General features: G+C 71.1%; 13 protein-coding genes. 5 read left to right on the top strand and 8 right to left on the bottom strand.

The window, feature by feature from the left end; genetic code table 11:
• The first annotated feature begins 19 nt into the window (after positions 1-19).
• Both OOT46_RS13150 and OOT46_RS13145 read left to right on the top strand, forming a co-directional pair.
• The gene (locus tag OOT46_RS13150; protein ID WP_265404061.1) at positions 20-1564 is read left to right on the top strand and encodes a B12-binding domain-containing radical SAM protein; all 1545 of its coding nucleotides are present in this window, start codon (positions 20-22) and stop codon (positions 1562-1564) included.
• A complete protein-coding gene (locus tag OOT46_RS13145) occupies positions 1561-3390 on the top strand; it encodes a hybrid sensor histidine kinase/response regulator (RefSeq protein WP_265404060.1) in 1830 nt (609 codons plus the stop codon). The genes OOT46_RS13150 and OOT46_RS13145 overlap by 4 nt, the downstream gene beginning before the upstream one ends.
• 19 nt (positions 3391-3409) lie before the next feature.
• Here OOT46_RS13145 and OOT46_RS13140 read toward each other — a convergent pair whose 3' ends face one another.
• Positions 3410-4000 (bottom strand): helix-turn-helix domain-containing protein, encoded by a 591-nt coding sequence (locus tag OOT46_RS13140; RefSeq protein WP_265404059.1) that lies wholly within the window; start codon positions 3998-4000, stop codon positions 3410-3412.
• Positions 4001-4100: 100 nt separating this feature from the next.
• On the opposite strand from OOT46_RS13140, the gene kbl reads away from it, so the two are divergent.
• The 3 genes from kbl to OOT46_RS13125 all read left to right on the top strand — a co-directional run bounded on the left by kbl (position 4101) and on the right by OOT46_RS13125 (position 7887).
• Positions 4101-5306, top strand: a complete 1206-nt coding sequence (gene kbl / locus OOT46_RS13135; protein ID WP_265404058.1) for a glycine C-acetyltransferase — start codon at positions 4101-4103, stop codon at positions 5304-5306.
• Positions 5306-6265: an NAD-dependent epimerase/dehydratase family protein gene (locus tag OOT46_RS13130; protein ID WP_265404057.1), complete on the top strand. Its 960-nt coding sequence runs from the start codon at positions 5306-5308 to the stop codon at positions 6263-6265. Before kbl ends, OOT46_RS13130 begins: the two co-directional genes overlap by 1 nt.
• Positions 6266-6441: 176 nt before the next feature.
• Positions 6442-7887, top strand: a complete 1446-nt coding sequence (locus tag OOT46_RS13125) for a glycosyl hydrolase family 18 protein (RefSeq protein ID WP_265404056.1) — start codon at positions 6442-6444, stop codon at positions 7885-7887.
• Positions 7888-7891: 4 nt separating this feature from the next.
• On the opposite strand, the gene OOT46_RS13120 is transcribed toward OOT46_RS13125, so the two are convergent.
• The 7 genes from OOT46_RS13120 to OOT46_RS13090 all read right to left on the bottom strand — a co-directional run bounded on the left by OOT46_RS13120 (position 7892) and on the right by OOT46_RS13090 (position 13649).
• The gene (locus tag OOT46_RS13120) at positions 7892-9280 is read right to left on the bottom strand and encodes a sensor histidine kinase (RefSeq protein WP_265404055.1); all 1389 of its coding nucleotides are present in this window, start codon (positions 9278-9280) and stop codon (positions 7892-7894) included.
• 2 nt (positions 9281-9282) lie between these two features.
• A complete protein-coding gene (locus OOT46_RS13115) occupies positions 9283-9942 on the bottom strand; it encodes a response regulator (RefSeq protein ID WP_265404054.1) in 660 nt (219 codons plus the stop codon).
• Between the two features lie 27 nt (positions 9943-9969).
• Positions 9970-10194: a hypothetical protein gene (locus OOT46_RS13110; protein ID WP_265404053.1), complete on the bottom strand. Its 225-nt coding sequence runs from the start codon at positions 10192-10194 to the stop codon at positions 9970-9972.
• A 108-nt stretch (positions 10195-10302) separates the two neighbouring features.
• Complete coding sequence (gene rbsD, locus OOT46_RS13105) at positions 10303-10695, bottom strand: D-ribose pyranase (protein WP_265404052.1); 393 nt, start codon at positions 10693-10695, stop codon at positions 10303-10305.
• Positions 10692-11642: a ribokinase gene (gene rbsK, locus OOT46_RS13100; RefSeq protein ID WP_265404051.1), complete on the bottom strand. Its 951-nt coding sequence runs from the start codon at positions 11640-11642 to the stop codon at positions 10692-10694. Before rbsK ends, rbsD begins: the two co-directional genes overlap by 4 nt.
• On the bottom strand, positions 11639-12661 hold the full coding sequence (locus OOT46_RS13095) for a LacI family DNA-binding transcriptional regulator (protein ID WP_265404050.1): 1023 nt from the start codon (positions 12659-12661) through the stop codon (positions 11639-11641). The genes rbsK and OOT46_RS13095 overlap by 4 nt, the downstream gene beginning before the upstream one ends.
• 4 nt (positions 12662-12665) lie before the next feature.
• Positions 12666-13649 carry an ABC transporter permease gene (locus OOT46_RS13090; RefSeq protein ID WP_265404049.1) on the bottom strand — a complete coding sequence of 328 codons (984 nt, stop codon included), beginning with the start codon at positions 13647-13649 and terminating at the stop codon, positions 12666-12668.
• Position 13650: the final 1 nt, after the last annotated feature.

The raw sequence follows: 13650 nt of genomic DNA, 5'->3' as shown, positions 1-13650 counted from the left end.
TGCCCATGGAGGCCCGGTCATGCGTGTCGCGATCATCGCCGTCTTCACCGACTACCACCGTCGCGGCGCGCATCACCGGGGAGCGATGCAGCCGCAGATCGGCCCGCTGATCGCCGCGCTGCTGCCCGACTGGTGCGAGGTCGACATCGTCAACGACACCTGGGAGGACCCGGACTGGAGCCGGTCCTACGACCTGGTGCTGCTGTCCTGCCTGCATCCCGACTTCGACCGCGCCCGCCAGATCGCGCACTACTACCGGCGGCGCGGCGCCCTCACCGTGCTGGGCGGGGCGATGGCCTCCGACTACCCGCACCTGTGCCTGCCCTATTTCGACGCGGTGGTGGTCGGCGAGCCCGAGGACACCGTGCCGCGCCTGCTCGCCGACGCGCGCCGCGGCCGGCTGGCGCCGGTCTACCGGTCCCAGGGTGTGACGCCGGAGGACGTGCCCGCGTGGCGCGGCACCGCGCTGGCGCACAAGCAGCCCTTCCCGCTGGCGGTGGAAGCCAGCCGCGGCTGCCCCTACAGCTGCGACTTCTGCGTGCTGCCCGCGCGCGGCGAGAGCCATCGGCCGCGCCCGGTGGCCGCCGTGGTGCGCGAGATCCTGGCTGCCCGCGAGGCGCTGCGGCTGGCCGGCGTGAGCGGCTGGAAGCAGCGTATGCTGGTGCTCTATGACAACAACCTGGCCGGAAACCTGAAGTGGTTCCGCGAGCTGTGTCACGCGCTGGGCCGCCTGGACCTGCACTGGGGCGCCTGCCTGACCTTCAACGTCATCGCCAACCGCGAGCTGCTCAAGCTGATGTACGCGAGCGGCTGCCGCTCGGTCTACGTGGGCCTGGAAACCTTCAATCCGGCGGCACTGGCCGGCATGTGCAAGCCGCAGAACAACATCTCCCGGATCCAGCAGGCTATCGCCCAGAGCCGCGACGAAGGCATACTCGTGATGGCTGGCCTGATGGTCAGTGCCATCCACGATGATGCGCGCTACATTCGGTCGCTTCCGGAACGGTTGCGCTCGAGCGGGCTGCACGTGCCCAGCTTCATCTCGTTCGAGACGCCCATCCCCGGAACGCACCTGTTCCAGCGCCTCGCGTCCGACGCCAAAGCCCTGTTCTTGCCGCATGCCAACCTCTGCGATTTCAGCTCCTACACCCTGGTCCTGCGTCCCCAGCAGAGCCCGCTGCACGACTTTCTGGCGGCCTACCGCGAGAGCATGAAGCAGGTGTACTCGCCCGGGCGCAAGCTGGCCAAGCTGGCCGACGACCTGCCGCGGCTGCTGGCGCGCGGCTCCTGGACCGCCGCCGCCCTCGACGTGGTGGACATGGGCACGAGCGGGGGGCGCCCGGTGCGCGGCCGGACCTTCATGGCGGGCACCGATCCCTTGCCGCCCGAGAAGGTGCCCTTCGCTGCCGACGACTTCAGCTCCGAGGCCGAGCAGCTGGACATCTGCAGCCCTACCCCGGTGACCGACGAAGACGGCCGCGTCCTCGACGCCTGGCTGCCGCAGGCGCATCGCCCGGTGGCCTTGAAGCGGCCGCAGCCGGCCCGCGCGATGACCGGGTCATGAACAACAGCCCCAGCCCGCCGCTGGCCGCCGACAGCCTGGCGCCGGCCCCCGCCGACCGCAGCGGCGACTGGCCCGACCACGTCCGCAACCTCTACGCCTATTCAGCCTCCAGCTTGGGCGGCAACCTGATCGGTGCCGTCGTGGTGCTGATCCTCTACATCGGCTTCGCGCCGCCGCTGACCCTGGCGCTGTGGGGCAGCTGCTTCGCGGCGCAGTGGCTCTACCGCTTCTGGATCGCCCGGCGTTTCTCGGCCATCCAGACCCGGCCCGATACCGACTTCCGCCTCTGGCGCAGCCGTTGGGTCGCCGGCGTCTATGCCTCGGGCACCACCTGGGGCGCCGCCGCCTGGCTGCTCTACGGCTCGGGCGGCGCGATCCAGCAGATCGGGCTGATCCTGACGATCTACAGTTTCTGCGTCGCGGCGGTGCCGGTGCTGGCCGAGCAGCGCACCGTGTTCCTGGTGTTCATCGGGCTGTGTTTCGTGCCCACCGTGCTGGCCATCGCGAAGGAGGGCAGCCTCTACAGCCTGGAGCTCTCCGGCGTGCTGCTGCTGGTGATGGGCATGACCTCGGTGCTAGGCCGCAACTACCGGCAGGCCATGGACCGGGTGATCGAACTGAAGACCCGGACCGAGCAGCTGCTGGAGCAGCTGCGCCTGGAGAAAGCTGCGGCCGACGAGGCGCGGCGCGCCGCCGAGGTCGCCAACCGTGCCAAGACGCAGTTTTTCGCCGCCGCCAGCCACGACCTGCGCCAGCCGCTGCACGCGGTCGGCCTGTTCGCCGAGGCCTTGCGCAACAAGAGCCGCGACGAGGAGGTGATCCAGCTGGTGAACAGCATCAACAGCTCGGTCGATGCGCTGGAAGGCCTGTTCAGCGAACTGCTCGACATCACCAAGATCGACACCGGGGCGGTCGAGTCGCGGCCGCAGAACTTCAGCCTGCGCGAGGTGTTCGCCCGGCTGCGCCTGCACTACGAGCCGACCGCCTTCGAAAAAGGCCTGGAGCTGAAGTTCCGCGGCGGCCAGCACCACGCCTTCGCCGATCCGATGCTGGTCGACCGCATCCTGCGCAACCTGATCTCCAATGCGATCCGCTACACCGAGGATGGCGGCGTGCTGGTGTCCTGCCGTCAGCGCGGCGAGCGGCTGCTGCTGCAGGTCTGGGATTCCGGCATCGGCATCCAAGAGACCGAGCAGACCCGTGTCTTCGAGGAGTTCTACCAGGTCCAGCCGGAGCAGCCGCTGCCGGCCAACCAGCGCAAGGGCCTCGGCCTGGGGCTCGCGATCGTGCGCCGCCTGGCTGGCCTGATGAACGCGCCGCTGACCTTGCGTTCGCAGCCCGGCCGGGGCACGGTGTTTTCGCTGGTGGTGCCGGTCGGCAAGGCGGTGCGTGCCGCGGAGTCGCCAGCGGCGCGGCCGCCGCTGGGCCTGACCCTGCAGCAGCGGCTGGTGGTGGTGGTCGAAGACGAGCCGGCGGTGCGTGACGGGCTGGAGGTGCTGCTCAAGGGCTGGGGCGCGACGGTCGCGGCCTTCGACTCGGTCGCCGAGTGCCGCCACTGGGCCGAGCAGGCCCATCGGCAGGGCCAGCACCCGGATCTCGTCATCGTCGACTACCGGCTCGACCACACCAGCACCGGCATCGAGGCGCTGCTGGCGCTGCGCGAGCATTTCGGCGCCGGCCTGCCGGCCATCATGGTGACCGGCAGCAGCACCGCCAGCCTCGACGCCGAGGCCAGCCGGCACAATTTCCATCTGCTCATCAAGCCGGTGGTGCCCACCAAGCTGCGCGCGATGATCGCGTTCAAGCTGGGCGTGCGCAGCAAGTGAGCCTGTGTACCCGGCCTCCTCAGGCCGGGTGCAGCACGATCAGCAAGGCGGTGGCGGCCGACTTCCCCGGATTGTGAATCGCGTGCGGCATGTCCACCGCGTAGCGGGCGGTCTCGCCCTGCTTGAGCCGGCCGCTGTCGGCGCCGGCGCGCACCTCCAGCGTGCCGGCCAGCACCGTCAGGTGCTCCCGGGAGCCGGGCTCGTGGGCTTCGGACTCCAGCGTGCCGCCCGGCTGCACGATCAGCTCGTACCACTCGAATTGGCCGGCCAGCTCGATCGGACCGAGGATGCGCAGCTCGCACTTGCCGTCGGGGCTGCGCAGCGAGGGGGTCGCATGCGCCGGCACCGTGACCAGCGCCGGCGCAGGAGCGCGCTGGCCGGTCAGCAGTTCGGCCACCCCGACGCCCAGCGCATTGGCGAGCCGCCACACCACCGCGACGGTCGGGTTGGCCTGGTTGCGCTCGATCTGCGAGAGCATCGATTTCGACACCCCGGCCTTGCGCGACAAATCGTCCAGCGACAGCTCCTGTGCCTGCCGCAAGGCCTGCAGCGTCAGGCCGACAGAGGGCGGCTCGGTAGAAGGGACCTTGGTCAGAGGGGATTGCGCCATGTCTGGGCGTTCGATATGCTGCACGAATTGTTCGATTTAACGGATTTGTGCGCTATTGGACAAATCCCTTGCCTGCATCCTAACCCGCCGGGAGCCCGCCATGCCGCCCTCCAACACCGACCCCTTCTACGAGCACGTGCGCAGCGAAGTACAGGGTTTGCGCGAGGCCGGGCTCTACAAGACCGAGCGTGTCATCGTGTCGCCTCAGGGCGCGACGGTGCGCACGGCCGACGGCCGCGAGGTGATCAACCTGTGTGCCAACAACTACCTGGGCCTGTCGTCGCACCCTCAGGTGGTCGAAGCGGCCCATGAAGCGCTGCGCACTCACGGCTACGGGCTCAGCTCGGTGCGTTTCATCTGCGGTACCCAGGATCTGCACAAGACCCTGGAGGCGCGGCTGGCCCGCTTCCTCGGCACCGAGGACAGCCTTCTTTACGCGGCCGCCTTCGACGCCAACGGCGGCCTGTTCGAGCCGCTGCTGGGCGAGGCCGACGCGATCATCAGCGACGAGCTCAACCACGCCTCCATCATCGACGGCATCCGGCTCTGCAAGGCGCGCCGCTACCGCTACCGCCACAACGATCTGGCCGACCTGGAGCGCTGCCTGCAGCAGGCAGCGGCCGACGGCGCGCGCTTCAAGCTGGTGTTCACCGACGGCGTGTTCTCGATGGACGGCACCATCGCACGGCTCGACGAGATCCGCCGCATCGCCGACGCCCACGGCGCGCTGCTGGGCATCGACGAGTGCCACGCCAGCGGCTTCCTCGGCCCGCGCGGCCGCGGCACCCACGAGCTGCGCGGCGTGTTCGGGCAGATCGACCTGATCACCGGCACCTTGGGCAAGGCGCTCGGCGGCGCCTCCGGGGGGTTCACCAGCGGGCGCAAGGAGGTCATCGAGCTGCTGCGGCAGCGCTCGCGTCCCTACCTGTTCTCCAACACCGTGGCGCCCAGCATCGTGGGCGCCTCGCTGGCGGTGCTGGACCTGCTGGAGCGCAGTACCGCGCTGCGCGACAAGCTGGAGGACAACACCCGCTACTTCCGCGCCGCCATCGCCGCGGCGGGCTTCGACATCAAGCCCGGCGAGCACCCCATCGTGCCCATCATGGTGTATGACGCCGTGAAGGCCCAGCAGCTGGCCGCCAGGCTGCTGGAGCTGGGCGTCTATGTGGTGGGCTTTTTCTTTCCCGTGGTGCCCAAGGGGCAAGCGCGCATTCGCGTGCAGCTGAGCGCGGTGCACGAACGCGAGCACCTGGATCGGGCGCTGGCGGCCTTCGCCCAGGCCGGGCGCGAACTGGGGCTCATCTGATGTCGACCCGCATTCTCGTCACCGGCGCCAACGGGCAGATCGGCACGGAGCTGACCGAGGCCCTGGCCCGGCGCTACGGCAAGGAGGCCGTGGTCAGCAGCGACCTGGTGCCTGCCGGCCGCACCCCGGGCATCGCCCACGAGCAGCTCGACGTGACCGACAAGGGCGCGCTCGCGGCGGTGGTGCAGAAGCACCGCATCACCCAGGTCTGGCACCTTGCCGCGGCCCTCTCCGCCACCGGGGAGAAAGCGCCGCAGTGGGCCTGGCACCTCAACATGACCGGCCTGCTCAACGTGCTGGAGGTGGCGCGGGCCGCAGCGCTGGAGCGGGTCTTCTGGCCCAGTTCGATGGCGGCCTTCGGGCCCAGTTCACCGGCCGAGGGAACGCCGCAGAAGACCGTGATGGAGCCGGCCACCGTGTACGGCATCTCCAAGCTGGCCGGCGAGGGCTGGTGCCGCTGGTACCACGCCCAGCACGGCGTGGATGTGCGCAGCCTGCGCTACCCGGGCCTGGTCTCGTACCAGACCGCCTGCGGCGGCGGCACCACCGACTACGCAGTCGAGATCTTCCACGCCGCGCTGAAGGACGGGCACTACCGCTGTTTCCTGCGTGAGGACCAGGCGCTGCCGATGATGTACATGCCCGATGCACTGCGGGCCACCATCGAGCTGATGGAAGCGCCGGCCGAGCGCATCACCGAGCGCGGCAGCTACAACCTGGGCGGCATCAGCTTCACGCCGGCGGAGCTCGCCGCAGCGATCACACGGCGCGTCCCGGGCTTCCGCCTCGAGTGCGAGCCGGACTTCCGCCAGGCCATCGCGGCCGGCTGGCCGCGCTTCATCGACGACAGCGTGGCGCAGCGCGACTGGGGCTGGCGCCTGGAGTACGGCCTGCAGGCCATGGTGGACGACATGCTGGAGCATCTGCGGCCGCCACGCGCCGCGGCGGCGGCTGCCTGACGACAAAAAGCGCAACGCCGGTTCGGCCGCCGAGAGGCTGGAACTGGCAGCACGATCTTGCGTGCTTTACCAGCGATTACCGAGGCGCCGGCCTCCCCCCCGTTCGTCATCCCGTCCAATTGGAATCGGTTCCGGCGCAGAGCGGTGGGGCCGGCTCGATCCAAGCAGGAGGCGCGATGTTCGATAGCAGGGTCCGCAAGGGCTGGGTGAAATGGTGCCTGACCGGCGTGGCGGCGCTTGCGCTGTCGCAGGCGGCGGGGGCGCAAAGCTACAACGCCACCGGGGAGCCGCTCGGCATCTCGGCGAAAGACGCGCCGGCCGCCGACATCCCGATCGACAGCTTCGAGTCCCCCGAGCGCTACAACACCCAGCACCGCAACCGGCTCGGCCGCTACACCGATGACGACGGGACGCTGCAGGTCGATATCGCCGACGGCGGCGTGCTTCGGCTCAGGTCCGCAGGCTCGGGCTACTGGTACAGCGTGCTGGCCGGCGCGACGTCCTGTCTCGACGCCTCGAAGATGGGCGCCTTGAAGATCGTCGCGAAAGCCTCGCAAGCGGCGGCGCTGCAGGTCAGCCTGAACACCGGAGGCGGCGGCTGCAGCACAGCCACCGGTACTTCGGCCGCCGTGACCGCGAACCTCGCGACCGGCTTGAGCGAGGTCACCCTCCCGCTGAGCCGGTTCCAGCTGGCCGGGCTGGCGAACCTGCAATCGGTGGTGCTGAGCGGCTTGCAGCCCGGCGTCGAGTACAGCATCCAGAGCCTGAGCCTGACGGCGGCCCCCGAGGGGCCCCCGCCTCAGCCGCCCACCGGGCTGCCGAGCCAGGTGCTGGCCGGCTACTGGCCGTACTGGCCGCAGGCGCCGGTGCGCATCCGCGACATCCATCCGAACTACAACCTGGTCTACCTGTTCCATGCGCGCCCCGAGGGCGGAGCGCCGGGGACCACCGGCGCGCTGGTGTGGAGCCCTCCCGGCGACGGCCGCGGCGCGGCGACGAATTTCGTGAGCGACATCCAGTACGCCCGCACGGTGCAGGGCCGCAAGATCATCCTCTCGGTCGGCGGCGCCGGCCACGGCATGAGCTTCCCGAACCGCGCCAAGTCGCAGGCCTTCGTGGACAGCGTGGTCGCGCTCTACCACCGTTTCGGCGGCTTCGACGGGCTGGACTGGAACACCTTCGAAGCCGACCAGGCGCCCGACACGGCGGAGATGATCTGGATCAGCCTGGAGCTCAAGCGGCGTTACCCTGGTTTCATCATCACCTCGCCGCCGGCCCCCTGGAGCACCCGCGACCAGGCCTTCTGCCGGGCCATGGTGGAGGCCGGCGCGATGGACTATGCCGCGCCGCAGTACTACGACGGGCCGGGCCTGGCCGATCCCGCCTACGTGGCCGAGAACATCGAGACCTGGGTGCGACTGCTCGGTGCCCGTCGTGTGGTGGTGGGTTTCGGCGTCGCCCCGGCCGCCAACTACATGACGATCCACCAGGCGGTGGAGGCCTGGAACCGGGTCAAGGCCCGCCACCCCGACCTGCGCGGCGCCTTCGACTGGCAGATCCACACCGACGAAAGCCAGGGCTGGCCGTTCGCCAACACACTGCAGCCGCTGGTCAACCCCTGAGCCCTCAGAACCTGAGGCGGAGGACATCATGGCGCGTGGCACTGTCGACCTCAGCTCCCGAGGCCGACAGCGGGAACAGGACCTCCACCTCCAGCCCCGGACCGTTGCCGCGGTCGCGCAGCGCCAGGCCGGCCCGGTGGCTGCGCGCCACCTCCGCGACGATGGCAAGGCCCAGCCCGCTGCCCGGCCGATCGCCGGCTTCGTGCCGGTAGAAGCGCTCCAGCACACGCTGCCGCGCGTGTTGCGGAATGCCCGGGCCCCGGTCTCGCACCAGCAAGGCCAGCACCTCGTGCCTGCGCTGCACGGCCAGCTCGACCAGACTGCCGGGCGGCGTGTACTTGAGCGCGTTGTCGACCAGGTTGTCCAGCAGCATGCGCAGTGCCAGCGGGTCGGCCGGCAGGGGCGCCTCCCCGTCGGCATCCAGCGACAGCTCGATGCCGCGGCCAGATGCCTCCGCGGCCCGCGCCACCAGGCATTCGCCGGCCAGGGCCGCGAGGTCCACCGGCGCTCGGGCCGCCAGGGGGCGGGCCTCCAGCCGGGCCAGGTCGAGCAACTGCTCTACGAGGTGCTGCACGCGGTCGATGCCGCCGCGCAGTTCGGCCGAGGCCTGCTCGCGCTCGGCCGCATCGGCGGCCTGCGCCAGGTTGTCGGCCTGCAGGCGCACCGCCGCGAGCGGCGTGCGCAACTCGTGCGCCGCGTCCGCCGCGAACTGGCGGTAGCCGGCGAAGCTCACCGCCAGGCGTCCCAGCAGCTCGTTGAGGGTGTGTAGCGGCAGCTGCAGCTCGCCCGGTGCGTCGGGCAGCACGATGGCGCCCAGGGCCTGCGCGTCGCGGCGCGCCAGCTCCTTGCTGAGTCGCCGGAGCGGCGCGAGCGCACGCCGCACGGTCAGCACCACGAAGAGGGACAGCGCGGCCACCGCGGCCAGCGCCGGCCCCAGCATCTTGAGGCCGGCGTCGCGCGCCAGCTCGCGGCGCAGGTCCAGCGGGTGCGCGACCTGGGCCACGCGGTGCGCAGTGCGCAGGGTGAACAGCTGCAGCTCGACGGCATCGTCCTCGCCGCCGCTGCGCACCTGCGAGAAGCCCAGCGGCGTGGACATCGGCAGCTCGAAGGCGCTGCTGGAGCGGTACAGGCGCCGGCCGTCGGTGTCCCAGACCTGCACATCGAGATGCAGGGCCTGGTCCTCGGCGGCCGGGACATGGCCGGGCGCGAGGCTGCCGATGTCGCGCTCGACCAGCACCCGCGCGACCTGCTCGAGCTGGTAGTCCAGCAGGCCGCTGACCTCTCGCGCCACCAGCAGCGCGACTGCGGCCGACAGCAGCGCACTGACGGCCAGGCTGCCGAACAGCAGGCGCCAGCGCAGCTGCCTTTCGATCGAGGGCGGGCCGGCGCGCACCGTCAATCCTTTGGAATGAAATAGCCGACGCCGCGGATGTTCTGGATGCGCCCCTCGCCGAGCTTGCGGCGCAGGTTGTGGATCTGAACTTCGACCGCGTTGCTGCAGATTTCCTCGCCCCAGCCGAGCAGGCCGGCCTCGATCTGGGCCCGCGACAGCGGCATGCCCGGACGCCTCAGCAACAGCTCCAGCAGGGCGTGTTCGCGTGCCGAGAGGGTCAGCGGCCGACCATCGACCGAGGCTTCCCGGGTCGAAGGGTTGAGGCGGATGCCGGCGCACTGCATGATCGGTTCGGCGCGTCCCTCGTGGCGGCGCACCACCGCGCGCAGCCGGGCCGCCAGTTCGTTCACGTCGAAGGGCTTGACGAGGTAGTCATCGGCCCCGGCGTCCAGGCCCTCGATGCGATCCTCGACGGCGTCGCGGGCGGTCACGATCAGCACCGGCACCCGGTGACCCGCGGCACGCAAGTCGCGCAGCAACGCCAGGCCGCCGCGCTGCGGCAGCCCCAGGTCGAGCAGCACCGCGGCATAGGGCTCGCAGCGGGCGGCGGCCAAGCCGCCCGCGCCGTCGCGCACCCAGTCGACCTGCAGGCCGCAGCGGGCCAGGCCGGTCCTCACGGCCTGGCCGATCATGCGGTCGTCCTCGATCAGCAGCACGCGCATGGGCGGGCTAGGGCCTGTTAACAGGCCCTAGGACGAACTGCCCGCCTTGGCCGGCTCCGCCGGTGCCTTCTTGTGGCTCTTACTGCCGTGTTTTTTCACGTGCTTGCCGGCGGCGGAGGTGGACGCGGTGCCGGCATTGGTGTCGCTCGCGGTGGCTGCCGGGGCCTTGGCGGCATTCGGGGCGGCCGCGGCCAGCGCGGCAGCAGTGGCGAGGCCGGCGGCGAGCATCAGCTGGGTCAGGGATCTGTTCATGGCGCAACTCTCCTTGGTTTGAGGAAGCGGCCGCTCCCCTGAGCGGCCTGGGCTGAACTTAGCCCCGCCGGCTTAGGCGAAGATTAGCGCGACCCCGCCTCCGGACCGTCAGAAAGTGACGCCGGCGCAGAGCACCACGTTCGTGTACGGCGTGCACTCGCCGGTGCGCACCACCGCGCGGGCCTGCGCGCTCAGGCGCTTGAGCTCTTCGTGCGGCACGCTGTCGGGGCGCACCGGCAGGGCCGCGCACCAGGCCGGCAGGCCGCCCCCGGCGCGGCTGCATGCCTCCGAGGCGAGCAGGGCCCGCTCCACCTGCAACTCGCTCAGCACCGCCGCCAGCACCGCGTCGAAGCCGGGCACGCCCGGCGACACCGCGAGGTCGATGCGGTGCACGCCGGCCGGGATGGGCAGGCCGGCGTCGCCGATCACGATCATGTCGCCGTGCCCCATCGAGGCAATGACCGAGGAGAGTTCGGCGTGCAGCAGGGCGGTGCGTTTCATAAGGCGATCCAGTCGTCGGGCCAGGGCAGGGTGTCGAGCGCGGCGGCATCGGGGATGGAGGGCTGCGCACCGAGGCGGGTCACGCACCAGGCGGCGGCCCGGATGCCGCGGCGGACCGCCGCATCGAAGCGCTCGCCGCGAGCCAGGCCGACCGCGAGTGCCCCGGTGAAGGTATCGCCCGCGGCGGTGGTGTCGATGGCGGTCACTGCCAGCGCGGGGTGGAAACGCCCCCCGTCGCCGTCCACAGCGACGGCGCCCTGCGCGCCCAGGGTCACCACCACCCGCTGCACGCCGCGGCCGCGCAGCGCCAGGCCGGCGGCCAGCGCGGCGGCCCGGCTGTCGACCTGCGAGCCGGTCAGTGCGGCCGCCTCGACTTCGTTGAGCACCAGGGTGTCGATGTCGGGCCACAGCGTGTCGGGCAGCGGCGCCACCGGCGAGGGGTTGAAGAGCACCCGGCAGTTCGCCGCGCGGGCCACCGCGACAGCCTGCAGCACGGCCGGCAGCGGTGCCTCCAGCTGGGTCACCAGGAAGGCCGCGCCCTGCAGCTCCTGGCGCAGCTGGGCCGCGTCGATCTCGAGGCGGCCGTTGGCGCCGGGGATCACGACGATGCGGTTCTGCGCGCTGTCGTCCACCATCACCAGTGCCACGCCGGTCGGCCCGGCGTCGCTCTTCACCGCGTGGTGCGCGATGCCATCGCGCACCAGTGCCTCCCGCAGCGCCGCGCCGTAGGCATCGGCGCCGACGCGGCCCACCATGCTCACCTGGGCACCCTGGCGCGCGCAGCTCACGGCCTGGTTGCCGCCCTTGCCGCCGGGCAAGGTGGCGAAGGTGTGGCCGGTCAGGGTCTCGCCGGCCTGCGGGGCGCGCGGCACGCGCACCAGCAGGTCCATGTTCAAGCTGCCGAGCACGACCAGCCGGGGCCGCGTCACTTGTACTGCTGCTGTCATAGATCCTCTTTCGGCAGCGCGCGCCGCCCGGTGGACGCGCGCACGCACAGCTCGGGCTGCAGCACCACCTTGGCCGGCTGCTGGCGCCGCCCGTCGATGCGCTCGAGCAGCATGTCCACCGCCAGCGCGGCGATGCGCTGCTTGGGCTGGGCCACGGTCGTCAGCGGCGGGCTGGTGAAGCGCGCCAGCTCGATGTCGTCAAAGCCGACGATGGACAGGTCGTCGGGCACCCGGACGCCGCTCTCGTGGGCAGCGCATAAGGCCCCCATCGCCATCAGGTCATTGCAGATGAACACCGCGCTGGGCCGCTCGGGCACACGCAGCAGCGCATGCATGGCCGCGTAGCCGCCCTGGCTGGTGAAGTCACCATGCCAGAGCAGGCGGTCGGCGTCGGCCGCCTGGCCGGCTTCGCTCAGGGCCAGGCGCCATCCGGCGATGCGCTGCTCGCTGGGGGCCAGGCCCTGGGTGCCGCCGATGCAGGCGATGCGCCGGTGGCCCAGCGACGCAAGGTGGCGGGTCGCCAGCATTGCGCCGTGCAGGTGGGCGGTCTCGACCAGGTCGCAGGGCAGCGCGCCGATTTCGCGGTCGAGCAGCACGGTGGGCACCCGCAGCCCGGCCAGCAGCGCCGAGAGCGACTCGTCGGCGCCGGTGGAGACCACCACCAGCCCGTCGACGCGGCGCTCGGCGAGCACCTGCAGGTAGACGCCCTGGCGCTGCGTCTCGTCGTCGGTGTTGCACAGCAGCAGCGTGTAGCCGGCCGTGAAGCAGCGGTCCTCGACCGCGCGCACGATCTCCGCGAAATAGGGGTTGGAACTGTTGGGGATCAGCATGCCCAGCGTGCGCGTGGTGTTGCGCTTGAGGCTGCGGGCCACCGCGCTCGGCACATAACCGAGGTCCCGGATGGCCTGCTCGACCCGTGTGCGCCCCTCGGCGCTGACATGGCGTGTGCCGTTGACCACATGCGACACGGTGGTCACCGAGACGCCGGCGCGCTCGGCCACGTCCTTGATGGTCGCCATCGCCTCAGCCCCCCGCAGTGCGCCGCTGGCGCAGCATGTCGATCACCACCGCGACGACGATCACGCAGCCGGTGATGACACGCTTGCTCGGCTCGCTGGCGCCGACCTGGGCCAGGCCCGCTTCCAGCACCGCGATGATGAGCACGCCGAAAAAGGTGTTGACGACCGAGCCGCGGCCGCCCATCAGGCTGGTGCCGCCGATCACCACTGCGGCGATGACCCGCAGCTCCATGCCCTGGCCGGCGTTCGGGTCGGCCGCCTCCAGGCGCGCCGCCTGCATCAGGCCGGCCAGCCCGGCCAGCAGGCCGGTGAGGGCGAACACGGCAATGCGCACCGGGCGCGGGTCGACGCCGGCCAGCCGCATCGCTTCCTCGTTGGTGCCGATGCCGACCACGCTGCGGCCGAACACCGTGCGCGAGAGCACCAGCTGGCCCAGGCCGACCAGTGCCAGCGCGACCAGGAAGGCCACCGAGATGCCGCCCAGCCAGGGTGCCGCGAGCCCCGCAATGGCGTCGCCGACGTACTGGGTGCGCGAGTCCGTCACCATGTAGGCGCTGCCGCGCACGATCTCCAGCATGCCGAGCGAGACGATGAAGCTGGGCAGGCGCCAGGCCACCGACACCGCCCCGGTGACCGTGCCGCACACCGCACCCGCCGCCAGCCCGAGGGCGCCCGCGGCCAGCGGGCCCCAGTGCCACTGGAGGATGGCGGTGGTCGAGATGGCGGCGCTGAAGGCCAGTACGGAGCCGACCGAGAGGTCGATGCCGGCGATGATCAGCACGAAGGTCATGCCCACGGCCATCACCGCGAGCGCGGGGATCTCGTTGGCGATGGTGACGAAGGTGTCGAGGCTGAGGAAGTGTTCGCTCAGGCTGCCGAACAGCGCGACCATGGCGGCCAGCACCGTGGCCAGGCCCAGATAGGTGCCGAGCTCGCCGTGCAGGGGGCGCGGGCGGGAGACGGGGGCGGGGGTGAAGCTGGCGCTCATC

The sequence above is a fragment of the Aquabacterium sp. A7-Y genome (assembly GCF_026153205.1).
Taxonomy (GTDB): Bacteria; Pseudomonadota; Gammaproteobacteria; order Burkholderiales; family Burkholderiaceae_C; genus Caldimonas.
Note: the sequence above shows the minus strand (reverse complement) of the source record. Positions and strands in the feature narration are given on the sequence as shown.

What these genes read in the sequence shown, in the direction of transcription:
- OOT46_RS13150 (WP_265404061.1), top strand. Translation starts at nt 20, where the DNA reads ATGCGTGTCGCGATCATCGCCGTCTTCACCGACTACCACCGTCGCGGC.
- OOT46_RS13145 (WP_265404060.1), top strand. Translation starts at nt 1,561, where the DNA reads ATGAACAACAGCCCCAGCCCGCCGCTGGCCGCCGACAGCCTGGCGCCG.
- OOT46_RS13140 (WP_265404059.1), bottom strand. Translation starts at nt 4,000, where the DNA reads ATGGCGCAATCCCCTCTGACCAAGGTCCCTTCTACCGAGCCGCCCTCT.
- kbl (WP_265404058.1), top strand. Translation starts at nt 4,101, where the DNA reads ATGCCGCCCTCCAACACCGACCCCTTCTACGAGCACGTGCGCAGCGAA.
- OOT46_RS13130 (WP_265404057.1), top strand. Translation starts at nt 5,306, where the DNA reads ATGTCGACCCGCATTCTCGTCACCGGCGCCAACGGGCAGATCGGCACG.
- OOT46_RS13125 (WP_265404056.1), top strand. Translation starts at nt 6,442, where the DNA reads ATGTTCGATAGCAGGGTCCGCAAGGGCTGGGTGAAATGGTGCCTGACC.
- OOT46_RS13115 (WP_265404054.1), bottom strand. Translation starts at nt 9,942, where the DNA reads ATGCGCGTGCTGCTGATCGAGGACGACCGCATGATCGGCCAGGCCGTG.
- OOT46_RS13110 (WP_265404053.1), bottom strand. Translation starts at nt 10,194, where the DNA reads ATGAACAGATCCCTGACCCAGCTGATGCTCGCCGCCGGCCTCGCCACT.
- rbsD (WP_265404052.1), bottom strand. Translation starts at nt 10,695, where the DNA reads ATGAAACGCACCGCCCTGCTGCACGCCGAACTCTCCTCGGTCATTGCC.
- rbsK (WP_265404051.1), bottom strand. Translation starts at nt 11,642, where the DNA reads ATGACAGCAGCAGTACAAGTGACGCGGCCCCGGCTGGTCGTGCTCGGC.
- OOT46_RS13095 (WP_265404050.1), bottom strand. Translation starts at nt 12,661, where the DNA reads ATGGCGACCATCAAGGACGTGGCCGAGCGCGCCGGCGTCTCGGTGACC.
- OOT46_RS13090 (WP_265404049.1), bottom strand. Translation starts at nt 13,649, where the DNA reads ATGAGCGCCAGCTTCACCCCCGCCCCCGTCTCCCGCCCGCGCCCCCTG.